Raw genomic sequence first — 17,772 nt, 5'->3', positions numbered from 1 at the left:
ACACTCCCCAGCGGGAGATGAGAGGCATCCGCCTTTCATCTCCCCTCACTGGTTCCGCCTTTCTCCATTTCAGTCAGAGGCATAACCATGCCAGCACCCTCCTCTCCCCGTCTTCTGGTATTTGATTCCGGTATCGGAGGGCTGGGTGTTGTTCAGGCGCTACGCAGTCTGGCTCCATCCCTGACAATAGACTATCTCGCCGATACGGCCTTGTTTCCCTACGGCGAACAACCGGATGATCTTCTGCGAGAGCGCATTACTGAGCTGATCTGCAAAGCCTCTGATGCTCTCAAACCCACCCTCATCATCATTGCCTGCAATACAGCTAGCACTCTAGCTCTTCCCATATTACGAGAACGCCTAACACTCCCTATTGTAGGCTGTGTTCCCCCTATCCGCTGGGCTGGGCGGGTATCTGCCAGTCGTACCATCGGCTTGCTGGCTACCAGTGCTACAGCACGCCGCCCCTATCTGAAGCAACTACACGAAGATTTCGCTGCTGATTGTCATCTGCTCATTCATGGCTCCCGTCATCTGGCCAATATGGCAGAACGGGCTTTTCGAGGGGAACAGCTTGAACCTGCCGAGGTACAGCAAGAACTGACGTATCTTTTCGAACAACCCGGCGGAAGCGACATCGATACTGTCGGGCTGGGCTGCACGCATTACACATTTCTACTGCCCTACTTCCAGCGGCTCGGTCCAACCGGCATCATGTGGCTAGACCCCGCCCCCGCTGTAGCGCAGCAGGCCCTCCGGCGGTTAGGAGATGTAGCAGAAGCACCTCCTCCCTCCGGCCTGACAGCGACACCGGACCGCTTCTTCCTGACAGCCCCACCACAAAACAACCAAGACCTCGCCAGCCATATAGCATGGCTGGGCTTCACCAATGGTTGGGAGATTTTCTCTTAACGGGCTCGCTCAACCGTATAAAGCACGGTCTCACGCAACAGATTTTTCAGCTCACTTTCCGGGAAACAAGCCAAAGCCTCCACGGCCTGCCCGACATACTCACGAGCCCGCTCAATGGTTATACGAATGGCATCCCTCCGGGCGATAATCTCCAGAGCGTGGGACAAATCTGCCTCAGTCTGCTCATTATCTTCGATCACACGCTTCCAGAACTGACGCTCCTCCTCAGTGCCCTGCTCATAAGCTGCTAGCACCGGGAGCGTGATTTTCCCTTCCCGAAAATCATCCCCGACCGTCTTGCCCAACACCTGCTGATCTGCCGCATAATCTAGCGCATCGTCTACAAGCTGGAAGGCCATACCAAGGCTGGTACCATACTGCTCCAATGCCAGCTCGGCTTCACGATTATGCCCGGCGACAACAGCCCCAACCCGGCAGGCCGCAGCAAACAGAGCCGCCGTCTTGCCGTGAATGACCTCCAAATAACGCTCTATAGGCGTGGAAAGATCATTCTGCGTGGACATCTGAAGGACCTCTCCTTCCGCAATCGTTGCCGATGCCGCCGACAGAATCGCCATGACTTCAAGCGATCCATCTGCCGTCATCAGCTGGAAGGAGCGTGCAAAGAGGAAGTCCCCCACAAGCACGGATGCTTTATTACCAAACAGCGCATTGGCAGAGGCCATACCACGCCGGAGGGTGCTTTCATCCACCACATCATCATGCAATAGCGTTGCTGTATGGATGAACTCCACACAGGCCGCTAGACCGATATGGCGTCTCTCCTCCTCCTTCTCCCCATATCCGCAAAGGCGAGCCGATGCGAGCGTCAGCAAGGGGCGCAGTCGCTTCCCCCCGGCCGCTACAAGATGTGCACCAAGCTGAGGAATAAGCGGCACAGAGCTCTGCATCCGATCAATGATGGCCTGATTACAGGCAGTCATATCATCGGCAAGATAGGCTGAGAGGGCCTTCAGGGCATCTTCCCCCTTGACCTCTCTACCCGCAGCCTCACCGCCAGATACAACGTAGGGCTCTGATGAGGAAGAAACCAAAACGCACAACTCCAGTTCTACCCATTCCTACATGCAGGAACAGACAGTCTCGGGCAGCTGCCTCCCCGCCCTAGGCTACATTCTTTCCAGAACGAACCATCAGACAGGAAGCAGCCTTTCCCCTTTAGAAAATACTTCCGTTCATATGATCAGCAATCCGGGCACGGTCAAGATAGCCTCGGCATAAACCCTTCAGAGAACGGGTAATTTCCATGCTTTTTCTTTCAGGAAAACACACCACTCTCGAAGGCATCTTCCCATGTTCCCTGAGTAGACGCACGGGAATATTCTGTCGCACGATTCTCAAAGAAGTTGGTATGCTCAACAGCATTAAGCATGTCATCCACCCATGGCAGCGGATTTTCCTCAATGCCATAAATCGGATCCAGCCCCAGCTGAATCAGGCGGCGATCTGCGATGAAGCGAATATACTGCTCCACTTCCCCCGCTGACAGCCCTTCCACCGGTCCCATCTCAAAGGCCAGCTCAATGAACGCATCTTCGTGAGACACCGTCTGACGGCAGATTTCCACCAACTCAGCACGGAATTCTTCTGTCCAGATCTCCGGATTTTCCCGGATGAAGGTACGAAATAGCCGGATCATGGACAGGCAATGCAATGTTTCATCACGCACGGACCACGAAACGATCTGCCCCATCCCCTTCAACTTGTTGAAGCGAGGGAAGTTCAGCAAAATGGCAAAAGACGCAAACAGTTGCAGTCCTTCCATGAAGGCACCAAACGCCGCCATGGTCTTGGCGATTTCTCGCTTGCTGTTGATGTTGAAGGACTGCATGAAATCATACTTGTCCTTCATCTCCTTATATTTCAGGAAGGCGGAATATTCCGTCTCCGGCATACCGATCGTATCCAACAGGTGCGAGTAGGCTGCAATGTGGATCGTCTCGATATTCGAGAAGCAGGAGAGCATCATCAGAACTTCAGTCGGTTTGAAGACCTGGCTGTAATATTTCATGTAGGCAGAATTCACTTCCACATCAGCCTGCGTGAAGAAGCGGAATATCTGCGTGACAAGATTCTGTTCAGCTTCAGACAGCTTGCGGTGCCAATCCTTTACATCCTCAGCCAGCGGCACCTCTTCCGGCAACCAGTGCAAACGCTGCTGGGTTAGCCATGCATCATAGGCCCACGGGTAGCGAAATGGCTTGTAGACCGGGTTTTCAACCAGAAGATTGGCCTGTTCGGCCGCTTCGGGGGCTGGCGGCAATGGGGTGCCATCTGTCATCTCACAAAACCTTTTTATTCTGAAACCAGCCCCGTTGCCCGTCCCCTATTCAGGCGTCCCACAGGCTACGGGACTGCATTATTCCTCTCCAATGGGCATGGGCTCGACAGCCTGCCCATCCTGCTCCCTGCCTTACTGGCAGGAGAGACATTCTTCATAACTGCCGACACCACTCTCCGCATGGCGTGGTGTGGCCTGCGGGAGATGATCATCATCTCCCTCCATAATATCACGCTTTACAGCCACGTTAGAGACCGTATCAGCCCTCTGTATGGAAAGTGAACGACAATAATAGAGCGATTTAACGCCCTTCTTCCATGCCTCATAGTGGATGCGCACGAGGTCTCTCTTATGCACATCTGCCGGCAAGAACAGATTGACTGACTGCGACTGACAAATGAACGGGGCACGATCGGCGGCATGTTCAATTACCCAACGCTGATCAATCTCGAAAGCAGTCTTGAAGACATCCTTCTCATCCTGCGTCAGGAAGTCCAGATGCTGCACGGACCCCTTGGTCAGAGTGATAGACGACCAGACATCATCTGTATCCCGCCCGTATTTCTGAAGCAGTTTGGCAAGATGACGGTTCCGTACCGTAAAGGAGCCAGAGAGCGTTTTCTGGAGGAAAACGTTAGCACTGATGGGATCAATCCCCGGGCTGGCATTACCCGCAATGATGGAGATGGATGCCGTCGGCGCAACGGCCATTTTATTGGAGAAACGCTCCTGAAAGCCATACTCCTCGGCATCCGGGCACGGACCACGTGTCTTTGCCAGCTCACGGGAAGCCTCAGCCGTTTGCTTTGAAATATGCTCAAAGAATTTCTTATTCCACACCTTAGCCATAACGCTGCCAAATGGCACCATCTTGGACTGGAGGAAGGAATGGAACCCCATCACGCCCAGCCCGACTGATCGCTCCCGCATAGCGGCATAACGGGCATGCGCCATGTCATCAGGCGCATTATCGATAAAGTCCTGCAATACGTTATCAAGAAACAGCATCACGTCCTTGATAAACTGTGGGTCATCCTTCCATTCATCCCAATATTCCAGATTCAGGGAAGAAAGGCAGCAAACCGCCGTGCGGGTTTTGCCATGATGGTCAATCCCAGTCGGCAGGGTAATTTCTGCGCAAAGGTTGGAGGTCTTCACCTCCAGCCCTGCCAAACGATGATGTTCCGGGCGGGCCCGATTCACCGTATCCGAGAATACAATATACGGCTCGCCCTGCTCCATACGTGCCGTCAGAAGACGGATCCACAAAGCACGGGCAGATACTTTACGAATGACGCTATGATCCTTGGGAGAAATCAGCGGCCACTCTTCATCACCCGCTACAGCCCGCATGAAATCATCCGTCAGCAGAACACCGTGATGCAGATTAAGTGCCTTACGGTTCGGGTCGCCACCAGTGGGGCGGCGCATCTCGATGAATTCTTCAATTTCGGGATGCCAGATTGGCAAATAGACCGCTGCAGACCCACGCCGCAGGCTACCCTGACTGATGGCCAACGTCAGGCTATCCATTACCCGGATAAAGGGAATCACACCAGATGTCTTGCCATTACGGCCAATATTCTCCCCGATGGAACGCAGATTCCCCCAATAAGAGCCGATGCCTCCCCCTTTGGCAGCCAGCCAAACATTCTCATTCCAGAGCCCAACAATACCTTCCAGACTATCTTCCGACTCATTGAGAAAGCAGGAAATCGGCAGACCACGATTCGTCCCACCATTGGAGAGAACCGGCGTCGCTGGCATGAACCAATGCCGGGACATATAGTCATAAATCCGCTGCGCATGGCCCTCATCGGCCCCGTAGTGAGACGCCACACGGGCAAACAGCCCCTGATATGTCTCCCCTTCCAACAGGTAGCGGTCATCCAGAGTGGCACGGCCGAAATCCGTCAGCCGCTCATCACGCTCCGGCGATGTCCGGACAGGAGGGCGTCCCGGCAGCTGAACGACATTAGGGAAGAGCTCAGGTTCCTCAGGCACACCCGCTGGGTGAGCGAACGTCTGCGCATCATGCATGGTCATGAATCGAGCCCCTCATTTCGGCATCATTTTGAGCATAATTATTGGCCCCATTTCCCACGGATGAAGAGCTCATTTCAAGGCTTGTTTTTAAGCGGGAAGTGTGCCTCATCGCCATATATAGGGTACACCAATAGGTAAGAGGCACTATATATTGTTACAGCCGATTAGCCTTCCGGCTGAATAACACTGTTTTTCAAAGCCATCCACACTGGGCATGGTTGCGCAGAAGCTGGTCTGCCAAAATACACGCCATCATGGCCTCAGCCACTGGCACAGCTCGGATACCGATACAGGGGTCATGCCGCCCTTTGGTCCGAACCTCTACAGCCTCGCCATCCCGTGTAACGCTTGGAACCGGCAGTAAAATGGAACTGGTCGGCTTGATAGCCATTCGTGCCACGATAGGCTGCCCTGTAGAAATACCGCCTAGAATCCCTCCGGCATGATTGCTCAAAAAAGCAGGCTCCATCGGATTTCCCGAAGGGCGAATAGGATCGGCGTTCTCTTCCCCATGCAGGGAAGCCACGCCCATCCCGTCGCCAATCTCAACAGCCTTCACACCATTGATACCCATCATGCCACCAGCAAGCTCGGCATCCAGCTTGCCATAGACAGGCGCACCCAGACCGGCAGGCACGCCTTCTGCCACAACTTCCAGCGTTGCACCGATGGATGAACCTGACTTCCGTACCGCCTCCAGCTGTTCCCCCCAGGACGGAACGATTTCAGCATCCGGCGAGAAGAACGGATTCTGCTCCACTTCTGCCCAATCCCAGCGGCTTCGGTCTACAGACTGCCCACCAATACCCGTGAGGGCACCACGAATAAGCAATTGTGGGCCAACCAATTCCCGCAGGATAACCCGAGCTACAGCCCCAGCGGCAACACGCATGGCTGTCTCCCGAGCAGAAGACCGACCACCACCACGATAATCACGAATGCCGTATTTCAGATCATAAGCGATATCAGCATGACCGGGGCGATATTGCCGCGCAATCTCGCCATAGTCGCGAGAACGCTGGTCCGTATTCTCAATCATCAGGGAAATGGGTGTCCCCGTCGTCTGCCCCTCGAAAACGCCAGACAGAATCCGGACCTGATCCGGCTCACGACGTTGAGTCGTATAGCGAGACTGTCCCGGCCGCCGCTTGTCCAGCCAAGGCTGGATGTCGTCTTCAGACAGTTTTAGGCGTGGTGGGCAGCCATCAATAACACAGCCAATAGCTGGACCATGACTCTCCCCCCATGTCGTGACACGAAAAAGACGCCCAAAACTGTTTTCAGACATTAGTTCTTATTCCCCTGATGCGAGGCTCATATCGGGAGCGTCCGGGTTCTTCATACCAATGATGTTGTACCCGCAATCAACATGATGGATCTCACCCGTCACACCGCTGGAAAGGTCAGACAACAGATACAGGCCAGACCCGCCAACATCCTTCAGAGACACGTTACGTTCCATCGGGGCATTGACCTGATTCCAACGCAGAATGTAGCGGAAATCGCCAATGCCATTAGCGGCCAGTGTCATGATCGGGCCAGCGGAAATACCATTCACACGGATATCATCACGCCCCAGATCCACCGCCATATAGCGGACGGAAGCCTCCAGTGCTGCCTTGGCTACGCCCATCACGTTATAATGGGGCATGACACGTTCAGCACCCAGATAGGTCAAGGTCAGCAGGGAGCCACCGGCATTCATCATAGCTGACGCCCGGCGGGCCACTGCGGTAAAGGAGAAGCAGGAAATATCCAGCGCCTGCAGAAAAGCCTCACGAGGGGTATCCACATAACGCCCACGCAGATACTGCTTATCAGCCCAGCCAATGGCATGAACAACGAAATCAATCTTGCCCCATGCCTTTTCGACCTCATCGAATGTGGCATTGATGGCATTATCGTCGCTTACATCGCAGGGCAGAACCATGGAGGAACCCACACTCTCCGCCAATGGGCGAACACGCTTGCCCAGTGCCTCACCCTGATATGTGAAGGCGATCTCAGCCCCTTGATCAGCACAGGCTTTAGCAATAGCCCAAGCGATGGAGTTCTTATTCGCCACACCCATGACAACGCCGCGCTTACCGGCCATAAGTCTGCCCTTGGCCGTTTCCTGCTGCGTGTGCGCTTCCGTTTCTGACATGGTCAGCTCCCTTGAGGATAATCCTGCATCTATAATTAAGTGGGTCATCTCGTTGCACAAGGATGCCCATCTCGGCAAGGCCCTCCTGTCCTAAGGAAAAATTTTTTACCCTTCCTCCTATCTTGTAACGAAGAGATGATGCGAAAATGCACCACATGCGCCGTATAGAACGTTCAATACGCTGTTGCCCGATTTCAGCTTCTCCATCTGATCCCCTCTTCAAGATATGGTCACTAATCGGCCACATAGCCATGCCGTGGCTCCGCCGCCATGCACGCAAAAGGCTGCACCAAGGCAAAGAAGATAACACCCGCCTCCCTGAACGTTTCGCAAGGCCGGGAGTAGCCCGCCCGCCCCATGCCCAACATCTCCTTTGGATACACGCTGCAAGCGTAGGAGAAAGCCGCTGCATTCTCCCTGTTGCTAATCAACTCCTAATGGACTGCCCGGACCTGACCATCCTTATGACGACCACCACCTTAACCGGTGGGAAAACGGTGGCGACTCATCCAGCCACTCATACAGGACGGCTGATCCATCAGCTCATCCCCTACGATGCGCCGCATCTTCTTGAGCGTTTCATGAGATATTGGCAGCCTATCGGGCTGGTCCTCACGGAAAGTGAACTCTGGCCGGGCCTCCTTGGTCTGTGCCGGAAAAGACAGCTTCCCGTCATGCTGCTCAACGGGCGTTTCTCGCCGCAATCTGCAGCACGCTGGCGATGGGCAACCCCGCTGCTGCGCCATCTCATGAAACCCTGCAGCTGGATCATGCCCCGGAGCCTGGAAGATGAGCGAGCCTTTGCCCGATTCGGCATCGGACCACTCCTTCCCCCTGCCGATCTGAAGGAAGACACACCACCTCTACCCTTTAATAAGAACGAAGCCGCAGCCCTCCGCAGGCAGATCGGACAGCGACCCATTTTTGTAGCGGCCTCAACACATCCAGGCGAAGAAGACATCATCGTAGAAGCAGTGCGAAAAGCCCGAGAAAAACGGCCGGACCTACTCGGCATCATCATTCCCCGCCATCCTGAACGGGGGCGGGAGTTAGCCCAATACCATCAGGCCCCGCAGCGTTCCAAGCAACAGCTTCCCCATCCACAAGATGATTTGTGGATCATTGATACGCTGGGAGAGGTTGGACTTTTTTTTCAGCTAGCTGACCGTGTCTTCATCGGCAACTCTCTCACCCTCCCCGGCGGGGGGCATAATCCCTTGGAATCTCTCCATTTCCAACGCCCTACAGCCATTGGCCCCTATATGCAGAACTGGGTTGACCTCTGCTCCCGCTACGCCGCTTCTCTTCATCGCATCAACGATGCCAACACTCTCGCACATTGGTTGACTATCCCACATCTGCCCATTCCCCATCCCCCCAAAAGGAATCAGGCCAGCGCATGTGCGGTTCGCCTTATTAAGGACACAGTTTTGCCTAATAAGGCATAATGATGAGACTGATGGCCCCCTCCTTCTGGCAGAACCCTGCCCCAACCACGCTATCCAACCTCCTGCTGCCCCTCAGCAAAGCAACGGGATTCTTCACCCGACAACGGCAAAACCAGCCCTCACTCAAACTGCCGGTCCCGGTTCTCTGCTGCGGCAACATCACCGTTGGGGGGACTGGTAAGACCCCCATGGCCCTACATCTACTCCAACAACTAATACGAAGAGGCCGTACCCCTCACGCTATCACCCGCGGTTATGGCGGGCGTTCCAGAAAAACGGGGCTTATCCATCCTGAATTGGACAAAGCCGTTGATGTCGGGGATGAAACCATATTGCTAGCCCGCCTTGCCCCTACATGGAGGGGGCCAGACCGGCAGGCCAATGCCTTACAGGCCATCGCTGCAGGAGCGGACTGCCTGGTGATGGATGATGGGTTGCAAGACCCTTCCCTTCATAAGGATATGTCCATCCTGATCGTTGACGGCCCTGCGGGGCTAGGCAACCAGCGTCTGCTCCCCGCTGGCCCATTACGGGAGTCCCTTTCCGACATTCTGCCTCGCCTACAAGCGGTCGTAATCTTTGGGGAAGACCGCCAGCATATTGCCAAACAGGTTCCCCAATCTCTCCCTGTCCTGAAAGGGATACTCTCCCCCGGAACAAGCCTCCACAAACTGCGGGGTTTTCAGATCATCGCCTTTGCCGGAATTGGCCGCCCGCAGAAATTCTTTTCTACCCTGCAGGAGGCCGGCCTCACCTTACTGCGGACTCTCACCTTCCCGGATCACCACATCTATTCAGACCGTGAATTAAAGCAACTTGCCCAACTTGCTCATGCGCCAGACACTATGCTGGTGACGACTGAGAAGGACTACGTCAAGCTGCCCTCCCTTTTCCAGAATTTCGTCATTAGTCTTGACGTTGAACCCCGATGGAGCAACCCCGCTATAGCCGATGAACTTCTTGATCATTTTCTGGCAAATGATCACGGATAATAGAAGCCCTTCTGCCCAACAGACCAGAAAGACACATGAAGCATCATCTTGAAGCATGGGGCCTGAAGGGGCTTCTTTGGTCTGCTAGTAAAATGCCTGCCGGTCTCTCCTCCCGACTAGGGGGGGGCATTGCCCGTCATATTGGCCTGTTTCTCCCCTCATCCCACATTGCAGACCTTAATCTACAACGAGCCTTCCCAACGCTAGGAAAACAAAGCCGCAAGAAGATCATCCAAGGCTGCTGGGGAAATATCGGCTCCACACTGGCGGAACTCCCTCATCTACCAACTCTCCCCTCAGATTCAGAAAGTGGGCCGGGTTGGCGTGTCCTGAACGACCAGCTACTGCATCATGCCCGCCAAAGCGGACGACCTGTCATTTTCTTCTCGGGCCATCTCGGCAACTGGGAACTCATGCCCCTGATCGTCGCCCATTATGGGATGGGATTCTCACCCTTCTATCGGGCCCCCAATAACCCGTTAGTAGACCAGCTCCTCTGCCAACTCCGGCGTCGTATTGCCGGTGTGCCAGTTTCATTCTTCCCTAAGGGAAAACAAGGCGCACGAGAGGCCGTCCATCATCTTGCCAAAGGCGGATATCTCGGAGTTCTAGGCGACCAGAAAATGAATGATGGGATCGAGGTTTCTTTCTTCGGCCATCCCACCATGACCGCCCCGGCCGCTGCGGCTCTTGCGCTCCGGTTCAACGCTTTGATTATTACGGGCTATGTCTGGCGGGAAGGTCCCGCCCGTTTGGTGCTTGAAGTGACCTCTTCTCTCGATCCCCAGACTCTCACCAAACCATTCCTGTCCCGCCATGAAATGATTCGGCATCTCACCCAACGCCTGAATGATGAACTGGAACAATGGATCACAAAACGCCCGGAAAACTGGCTCTGGCTGCATAGGAGATGGGCCAAGTCCTATTATCAGAATAAGGAAAAGTAAATTTTTCTTCTAGCCATGCACAGAAAACATGGTAGGATTGCAAAATAAGAGCAAGATCATAGCAGCCAAGCCTTCCTGTTCACTTTTCAGATAGCGCGCTTCGGCACTCATGGGTTGTTCTGATGGTAATGCGACAGGGGATTTCCCTGTTGCCATGAAGGAGATTCTGACATGGCTCAAAAAGCGTTTTGCGTGGCGAATCACGCCACAGCCCCCTCCTCCAACGCCCGGGATCGTGCCGCCGGTATTGTCGTCCCATTCCGCCAGAAACTCCTTCCTCACCACCGCCATTATCTCGCCAAATGGCTCGCCGCCAGCGAGAAAATGGGCATTCTTGATGCCTCTATCGAAGCCGCACCAGAACAACGTACAGATGACGCCAACCTGGTGGTCATCTGGGTTCGGGAAAATACTGATCCTGCCTACATCATCAGCCTGAGCGGCCCTGAATGGATCCTGACAGACTGCCTGCGAGACAATGAACTCGGGCGGTACCGGAATCTTTCTGAAGCCCTGCATACTATTCGGCCCGTCCTTCCCCTGCATCAGACTGATACAGCCACCTGCTAAAGAAGAACCCCCTCTCTTCCTCAAAGAAAAACCCCGCCGATCTCCTCGGACGGGGTTTTCTGTTACATCACTCCAATACCGCATACGCCATCAAGGCGTTGAAAGGGCATCACTTCCAACCGCCGCATGACGAGACGGAGACCAAACAGCAACATCGGAAACCGCTGTCGGAGGGGTCTGCATAGCCTTGGCCTGCACCGCCCCTGATGACGCCGCCGCCTGCTGCCCTGGCACGACAGTCCCAGCGGGTTGGCTAGATGCTGGTGCCAGATCACGAGATGCTGGAACAATCAATTGGCTCCCCCCACCCGGGGCAATCTGATAAATGCCCAAAGCACGGGTCATCCGACCATCTGGCCGCAGATGGAAAAGGCCATTCACCCCAAGATACCCCTCCCGCTGGGTCAATGTAGCCACATTCAGTTTATTCTGACGGATCAAAGCACCAGCAAGGGCAGCTGCATCATAAGCAAAATCAGCAACCGGGGATGGTTTCTGCTGATAGGCGTTCTGATAGCTCTGCACGTAACCACTACGCTGCTTCTCATCAAACGCCACATACCAAGCACCTCGCAAATCCCCCAGCTTGGCATCAAAGGAACGCCAAAGCATCGGCCCAAGAATACGCACCTGCGGGACAAGAAGCTGATTAGTCCGCAACGCATCAATCACACGGGCCAGATCAAGCCCCGTATCGCCCAGAAGCAGCGCATCAAAAGGCGGAGGGGAAGCCTCAGAGGCCGCTCCGGTTGGCTGATCCGTATGCTCCGACTTAACCGCAGAAGCCCCTATCTCATCACCATCATTCAACGGGTCAACAGCCGAAGGGCCACTCTCTGCTCCCGGAGAGGCCTGCGCAGCCCCCGTCCCCCCTGCTAATGAATGATGGCTCAACTGTGCCATCTTCTGGGTGATGTCGTTGAGATCACTGCTATGGAACGCAATTTGTGGCGTCTCAAGCCCTGCTTCCTGACAAGCAAGGGTCAGCCCCTCTCCCATGGAATGGCCTAAAGCCGTATCTGGCAGAAACGCCGCAAAGCGTTTCCGGCCATCCAGCCGGGCTGCATCCACAAGGCGACGAACCTGCTGTTCTGGTGTTAACCCCATGACCCAGACACCCGGTTTGGCCTGTGCCACATCACTGGTAAAAGCAAGCTCCGGGACGCTGACTGGTTGCAGGACAGACGCTACGGCCTGGGTATCGCCTGCCGTAAGTGGCCCCAGCACAATCTTATCACCAGCTGCCAAAGCCTGCCGTGCTGCATGAACTGGACCTTCCGGCTGGGCACTATCAAACACATCCATCGAAGGGGTCTGATTCTCCGGCAGTGCCAGTCTGGCAGCATCCCGCATACGCTGGCCAATAGCAGCATGAGGGCCACTAAGCGGGACAATCAACCCGATACGGGCCGGTTTCTCCACCGGCACTGGCGCAGTCGCCACCGGGGATGTTGCCCTTTCATGACCATTTTCTCCGGAGCAGGCTCCCAGAAACATGAAAATACCAACAGCCAGGGCGGTCCGGCTGCTTCCTCTCTTGCCGTGCCCCTGCCCATCACGGCTATAAGGGCCAGAGCGGCTCATTGAGGATAACGATGTCTGAGAAACCATATACTCCCCCCGATCACGGATCACTCTCTTCTTCTACCGGGCAGCTCATGCTGGTGGCAACGCCTGTCGGTAATCTTGCCGATATCAGCCAGCGTGCCCTTGATGCCCTGAAGATGGCTGATGCCATATTGTGTGAAGACACACGCGTTACCACAAAGCTGTTACGGCATTATGGCATAAGCAATCAGCTTTTCCCCCTGCATGATCATAATGAGCAGGACCGCACCCCGGCTCTTATAGAACGCCTCCGCCAAGGCCAATGTCTGGCTCTGGTATCCGATGCGGGGACGCCCATCGTCTCGGACCCCGGCTATCGCCTCGTCCGGGCAGCGCAGGAAGCCGATATCGCCATCACCTCCCTGCCGGGTGCCAACGCCGCCGTCACAGCCCTGACACTCTCCGGCCTGCCGCCTATTCCGTTCATGTTTCTGGGTTTTCCACCTCGGGGGGAGGCTCGCCGGCACAGCTTCGCAGCCCTGCGTGCTGCCGAGCAGGCTGGTCTTACAGCCACACTCATCTGGTATGAATCGCCTCACCGGCTCCTAGAAACGCTAAAAACCCAACAACAGGTGTTCGGGGCCGACCGTCCCGCTGCTGTAGGACGCGAGCTGACAAAACATTTTGAGGAAATGATCCGGGGCAGCCTCGCAGACCTCATCGCCCATTTCGAAGAAACCGCTCCTCGGGGAGAAATTACCTTACTCCTCGGCCCACCCGCCGCAGAAGATACAGGGGCTCAAGAGCTCGATCAAACCTTGATGGCTGCCCTAAAGACGCATTCTGTCAAGGATGCCGCCGCTCTCGTGGCAGGGATTGTGAACCTGCCCAAGCGTACCGTCTATAATCGGGCGCTTGAGCTGGCTAAACAGAAAAAAGGATGACTAATCCTCATCCTTCGGGAGAACAAAACTTGAGGCCGGGATGCTAACACCGGTCTTCACGCTAGAGAAATGAACCACTGTCCTGTGTCCCTGTGCATCCAGCACGGTCCACCCTTTCAGGCTGAGCGGATGAGTGGCAAAGAACAATGTCATCTCGCCCTCGCCTGGATTTTCCGTTCTAGTCACCTGGAGCTGTATCTCATTACCCTGCTGCTCATAGCCCAGAATGGAGACATCCCCCGAAAAACGGGGATCAGGACGCAAAAGAAGACCGAGTGGCGTATGGTCCAAAGGAATCATAGTAACCTGACCAATGCTATGATCCTGGAACACAACCTTACCTTCGTTAGCGACCAGAAGAAGCGGGCTGGGCGGATCATAAGAGAACCGCATCTTCCCCGGCCTCTCCAGAAGAACCGTCCCGGTAGATGTTCCGTTCTGTTCCGTCACCTGCTCGAAGCGGGCCTGAAAAGTCTTTGTTGCAGCAAGGCTGGCCTCGATCTTATTCACCCATCCCTGCTGAGCTGATGTCAGACTAACACCAGCTACAGCCTGACGCAGTGGCAGGACCGCCCCACCCAGAGCAAGAGCCACCCCACACGCCACGACAATACGCCGCATCATCATTTGCCTCTTCCCCTTACAGAGAAATATCCGCTTCCCGGAAAATATGCCGGACATCACCCTGCCAGACCCCATGATAACGCTCCAGCCACCGCTCAGCCTGCGTTTTGGCTCCGTCAGCAATCTCATAGAGGGGGGCAAGGTAATATTCTTCCCCATATCCACGCTTCTGCAGCCCCTGCTCGGCCAGTTCGAGAATTCGCTTTGCCAGCGCACGAAGCCCCCCAGGGAACGGAGCATCCATAGCCTGCTCAACAACAAGCTCCGCCAGAGACTGATAGGTCAGCCACGGCTGTTCTTTCACCACCCGTTCCACCTCGGCCAACACATCGGGATCATACAGCAGTCCAACCCAGAAAGCAGACTGTGCGACCATCATATCCGGGCGGCCAGCATCCGCACCCCGCATCTCAAGGAACTGCTTAAGCCGGACATCCGGGAACAGGGTCGTCAAATGATCCTCAAAATCACCAACCGTTGGCCGCAGCCCTGCTAATGGTTCCTGTTCGACACCATCCAGCCATTTACGGAACGAGCATCCTGCTGCATCAATATTCCGCCCATCCCGATTGACGAAATACATCGGGACATCCAACGCCCAATCCACATAGCGCTCGAACCCGAAGCCTTCTTCAAAGAAAAATGTCGGCTGGCCACTACGCTGATTGTCCGTATCCAACCAGATATAAGCACGGTTGGAGAGACGCCCCGTCGGCTTACCTTCAGCAAAAGGTGAATTAGCCATAAAAGCCGTGATGAGGGGCTGAAGCGCAAGAGACACCCGCATTTTACGGGCCATATCTGTCTCGCTGGAGAAATCCAGATTCACTTGCACCGTGCAGGTGCGTGTCATCATATCCAGCCCACGACGCCCAACTGTGGGCATATAACGGCGCATGATGGCATAGCGGCTCTTGGGCATCCACGGCATAGCCTCACGAGCCCAAAGTGGCTGAAAACCAAGTGGAGCAAACCCCAAACCAAGCTCCCGGGCAGGCCCCGTGATCTGCTGGAAATGAGCGATCATTTCCTGCTCGGTCTCCTGAAGGGTCCTGACAGGTGCCCCAGAAAGTTCAAACTGCCCAGCTGGCTCCAGAGAGATGGACCGCCCCTTATGCACGCCTGCACCTTTCAGGCCGATCAGATGCCCATCATCACGGATGGCCTGCCATTCTGGCCCCTCCAGTGCGGCGAGCAAAGCACCAATGCCTTCGGGCTCGTAAGCGGGTGGAGCAAAAGGCTTCAACTCTCCTCTGGCACGCGCTGGCAGTCGGAAACCAAATTTCTCATGCTCTGTGCCAATGCGCCACTCTTCCTGAGGCTTGCAGCCACGCGCCAGCACCTCGACAAGCTGCGCTCTGTTTTCAATCAGCGTTGTATTGCTCTCACCTGGATTGGACATGTACAAAACCTTACCGGCTAAAATTCACCACGATATGCCGCAGGACGTTCAGACTGTCCGTAAGCCAGATACCCCTATACTAGGGGGCAAATTTACTTTCATTCAAGAGAACCAGCTCATATTCAGGCAGTTATCGGATTTTCATACCTGCCTGTTGACGGCACTAATCTGGGCCAATGCCGCACAAGCCGCCGTATCCGCCCGCAAAATCCGGGGACCAAGCGAAAAAGACTGTACAGCCTCATGCCGGGCTAGCCGCTGCACTTCCTCCTCGGCAAAGCCTCCCTCTGGGCCAATCAACAACGCATCGCAGCCACTGGGAGGGCCACCTGTTCCCTGACGTTCTAATGCTACAGCCATCTTCCGCCGAGCGGGCCAACGAGCCAGAACAGCCGCCAGAGGCTCCAGCGGCATGAGAACCGGGATATCCAGCCTTTCACACTGTTCTGCTGCCTCCTGCGCAATCAGATTCAGTCGTTCATAATTCAACCGATGTGTATTCGTCCGAGCCGTCAGGACTGGACGAAAACGTGTCACACCCAGCTCCGTGCCCATACGGATGAGCAGCTCTGTTGCATCCCGCTTAAGCGGAGCAAACAGTAGCTCTACCCCTTCCGTATCCTGCTGGGGGCGCAAGCAAGACAATAGACGCACTGTGGCCTGTTTCTTTTGCAGCCCCGCCATAACGGCCTGCCATTCTCCATCCCGGCCGTTGAACAATACGACACCATCCCCCGGCTGAAGACGCATGACCTTACCCAAATAATGGGCCTGGCCAGCGGATAAGGGTAACATCTCCCCTTCCCTCCAGGGAGATGAAACATCGGCGATGAAAAGGCGTGGATCGGTACGGCTCATGGTTTGGGCATACCGCTTTCCCCACTTATTTTCCAGCATGTGCGATAAAATATTGACCCCTTCCTATTTCTATCCAATCACTCACCCATGTCTCAAAATCACCACCCCCATACCGACATCCGTAGCAACGGCCTTATCGGTCGCTTGCCAGAGCCATGGCACTCCTATGCTCTTCTTGCCCGGCTGGACCGCCCTGTAGGAACATGGCTACTACTGCTTCCCGGCGTGTTCGGCATTTTTCTGGCTCCCAATGGCCCGCCCCTAAAGCAACGGCTTCTTTATACGGCATTGTTCGCCATTGGCTCGCTTCTTATGCGGTCAGCAGGTTGTGTCATTAATGATATCTGGGATCGCAAAATTGATGCCCAAGTTGCTCGCACGGCGGGGCGCCCTTTGGCCAGTGGAGCACTCAGCTTAAAACAAGGGCTAGGACTACTGGCAATTCTGCTGCTTGGGGGACTGGCTGTTCTACTGGCTCTACCGCCAATCTGCTGGGCCCTTGCCCCTCTAGCCATGCTCCTCGTTGCCTTCTATCCCACCGCAAAAAGGCTGACATGGTGGCCCCAGCTTGTCATGGGGTTCACTTTTGGGTTCGGAGCTCCCATGGGCTATGCAGCCAGCGAGCATACTCTGGACCTGCCTGGAATCCTACTCTATGGCGGTGTTATCGTCTGGCAGCTCGGATTTGATACCATTTATGGCTTTCAGGATATGGAAGATGACGCACGCATTGGCGTAAAATCCACATCCCGGCTTATGCTGAAACACGCCAGTTTCTTCATAGGCAGCTGCTATGGGGCAGCTTTGACTCTCTTCGCCCTCGCAGCCATTCAGGCAGGCCAACTCTCCCTTTTCTGGCCGCCCTTCCTACTAGCCTGCTTCCTTCTGATCCGTCAGACAGTTCGCCTTTCCCCACATGATGCCCCGCTCTGCCTCCATTTCTTTCGGCAGAATGTCACAGTAGGACTTGTTCTAGCAGCAGCCTTTATTCTGGGAGCGATCGACACCCTTTAGTTTTATAGAAAGAGAGTTA

Annotated in this window: 16 protein-coding genes; 7 read left to right on the top strand and 9 right to left on the bottom strand. The window is 55.1% G+C overall.

The window, feature by feature from the left end:
* Positions 1-87: 87 nt before the first annotated feature.
* Positions 88-912 carry a glutamate racemase gene (gene murI / locus CPA57_RS01105; protein ID WP_182080740.1) on the top strand — a complete coding sequence of 275 codons (825 nt, stop codon included), beginning with the start codon at positions 88-90 and terminating at the stop codon, positions 910-912.
* Here the strand turns inward: murI and CPA57_RS01100 are convergent.
* The 5 genes from CPA57_RS01100 to fabI all read right to left on the bottom strand — a co-directional run bounded on the left by CPA57_RS01100 (position 909) and on the right by fabI (position 7,406).
* The gene (locus CPA57_RS01100; protein WP_407647550.1) at positions 909-1,976 is read right to left on the bottom strand and encodes a polyprenyl synthetase family protein; all 1,068 of its coding nucleotides are present in this window, start codon (positions 1,974-1,976) and stop codon (positions 909-911) included. The two genes, murI and CPA57_RS01100, sit on opposite strands and share 4 nt — an antisense overlap.
* A 215-nt stretch (positions 1,977-2,191) precedes the next feature.
* Entirely contained in the window at positions 2,192-3,214 is a 1,023-nt protein-coding gene (locus tag CPA57_RS01095) for a ribonucleotide-diphosphate reductase subunit beta (protein WP_077395598.1), read from the bottom strand.
* Between the two features lie 132 nt (positions 3,215-3,346).
* The gene (locus CPA57_RS01090) at positions 3,347-5,254 is read right to left on the bottom strand and encodes a ribonucleoside-diphosphate reductase subunit alpha (RefSeq protein ID WP_407647555.1); all 1,908 of its coding nucleotides are present in this window, start codon (positions 5,252-5,254) and stop codon (positions 3,347-3,349) included.
* A gap of 199 nt (positions 5,255-5,453) precedes the next feature.
* On the bottom strand, positions 5,454-6,548 hold the full coding sequence (gene aroC, locus CPA57_RS01085; protein ID WP_182080735.1) for a chorismate synthase: 1,095 nt from the start codon (positions 6,546-6,548) through the stop codon (positions 5,454-5,456).
* A 6-nt stretch (positions 6,549-6,554) separates the two neighbouring features.
* On the bottom strand, positions 6,555-7,406 hold the full coding sequence (gene fabI, locus CPA57_RS01080) for an enoyl-ACP reductase FabI (protein WP_077395601.1): 852 nt from the start codon (positions 7,404-7,406) through the stop codon (positions 6,555-6,557).
* Between the two features lie 155 nt (positions 7,407-7,561).
* Between fabI and CPA57_RS01075 the strand changes: the two genes are divergently transcribed.
* From CPA57_RS01075 to CPA57_RS01060, 4 genes are all read left to right on the top strand, one after another.
* Complete coding sequence (locus CPA57_RS01075) at positions 7,562-8,854, top strand: 3-deoxy-D-manno-octulosonic acid transferase (protein WP_182080733.1); 1,293 nt, start codon at positions 7,562-7,564, stop codon at positions 8,852-8,854.
* The gene (gene lpxK, locus CPA57_RS01070; protein ID WP_182080731.1) at positions 8,854-9,846 is read left to right on the top strand and encodes a tetraacyldisaccharide 4'-kinase; all 993 of its coding nucleotides are present in this window, start codon (positions 8,854-8,856) and stop codon (positions 9,844-9,846) included. The genes CPA57_RS01075 and lpxK overlap by 1 nt, the downstream gene beginning before the upstream one ends.
* A gap of 35 nt (positions 9,847-9,881) precedes the next feature.
* Entirely contained in the window at positions 9,882-10,793 is a 912-nt protein-coding gene (locus tag CPA57_RS01065; protein ID WP_182080729.1) for a lysophospholipid acyltransferase family protein, read from the top strand.
* A gap of 171 nt (positions 10,794-10,964) precedes the next feature.
* A complete protein-coding gene (locus tag CPA57_RS01060; RefSeq protein WP_182080727.1) occupies positions 10,965-11,363 on the top strand; it encodes a hypothetical protein in 399 nt (132 codons plus the stop codon).
* Positions 11,364-11,453: 90 nt separating this feature from the next.
* On the opposite strand, the gene CPA57_RS01055 is transcribed toward CPA57_RS01060, so the two are convergent.
* Positions 11,454-12,974, bottom strand: a complete 1,521-nt coding sequence (locus CPA57_RS01055) for a penicillin-binding protein activator (protein WP_229709173.1) — start codon at positions 12,972-12,974, stop codon at positions 11,454-11,456.
* Between CPA57_RS01055 and rsmI the strand changes: the two genes are divergently transcribed.
* Positions 12,959-13,855 (top strand): 16S rRNA (cytidine(1402)-2'-O)-methyltransferase, encoded by an 897-nt coding sequence (gene rsmI, locus CPA57_RS01050; protein WP_229709172.1) that lies wholly within the window; start codon positions 12,959-12,961, stop codon positions 13,853-13,855. The two genes, CPA57_RS01055 and rsmI, sit on opposite strands and share 16 nt — an antisense overlap.
* On the opposite strand, the gene CPA57_RS01045 is transcribed toward rsmI, so the two are convergent.
* The 3 genes from CPA57_RS01045 to CPA57_RS01035 form a co-directional block, all read right to left on the bottom strand.
* On the bottom strand, positions 13,856-14,482 hold the full coding sequence (locus CPA57_RS01045; protein ID WP_229709168.1) for a LolA family protein: 627 nt from the start codon (positions 14,480-14,482) through the stop codon (positions 13,856-13,858).
* A gap of 13 nt (positions 14,483-14,495) precedes the next feature.
* Positions 14,496-15,881: a glutamate--cysteine ligase gene (locus tag CPA57_RS01040; RefSeq protein WP_182080725.1), complete on the bottom strand. Its 1,386-nt coding sequence runs from the start codon at positions 15,879-15,881 to the stop codon at positions 14,496-14,498.
* A 141-nt stretch (positions 15,882-16,022) separates the two neighbouring features.
* Positions 16,023-16,739: a 16S rRNA (uracil(1498)-N(3))-methyltransferase gene (locus CPA57_RS01035; protein ID WP_229709166.1), complete on the bottom strand. Its 717-nt coding sequence runs from the start codon at positions 16,737-16,739 to the stop codon at positions 16,023-16,025.
* Positions 16,740-16,826: 87 nt separating this feature from the next.
* Here CPA57_RS01035 and ubiA point away from each other — a divergent pair, with 87 nt between their 5' ends.
* Positions 16,827-17,753 (top strand): 4-hydroxybenzoate octaprenyltransferase, encoded by a 927-nt coding sequence (gene ubiA, locus CPA57_RS01030; RefSeq protein ID WP_182080721.1) that lies wholly within the window; start codon positions 16,827-16,829, stop codon positions 17,751-17,753.
* Positions 17,754-17,772 lie beyond the last annotated feature (19 nt).

The organism is Bombella favorum (assembly GCF_014048475.1).
In the GTDB taxonomy this organism is placed as follows: Bacteria; Pseudomonadota; Alphaproteobacteria; order Acetobacterales; family Acetobacteraceae; genus Bombella; species Bombella favorum.
This window is presented reverse-complemented; position numbering and strand designations above follow the sequence as displayed.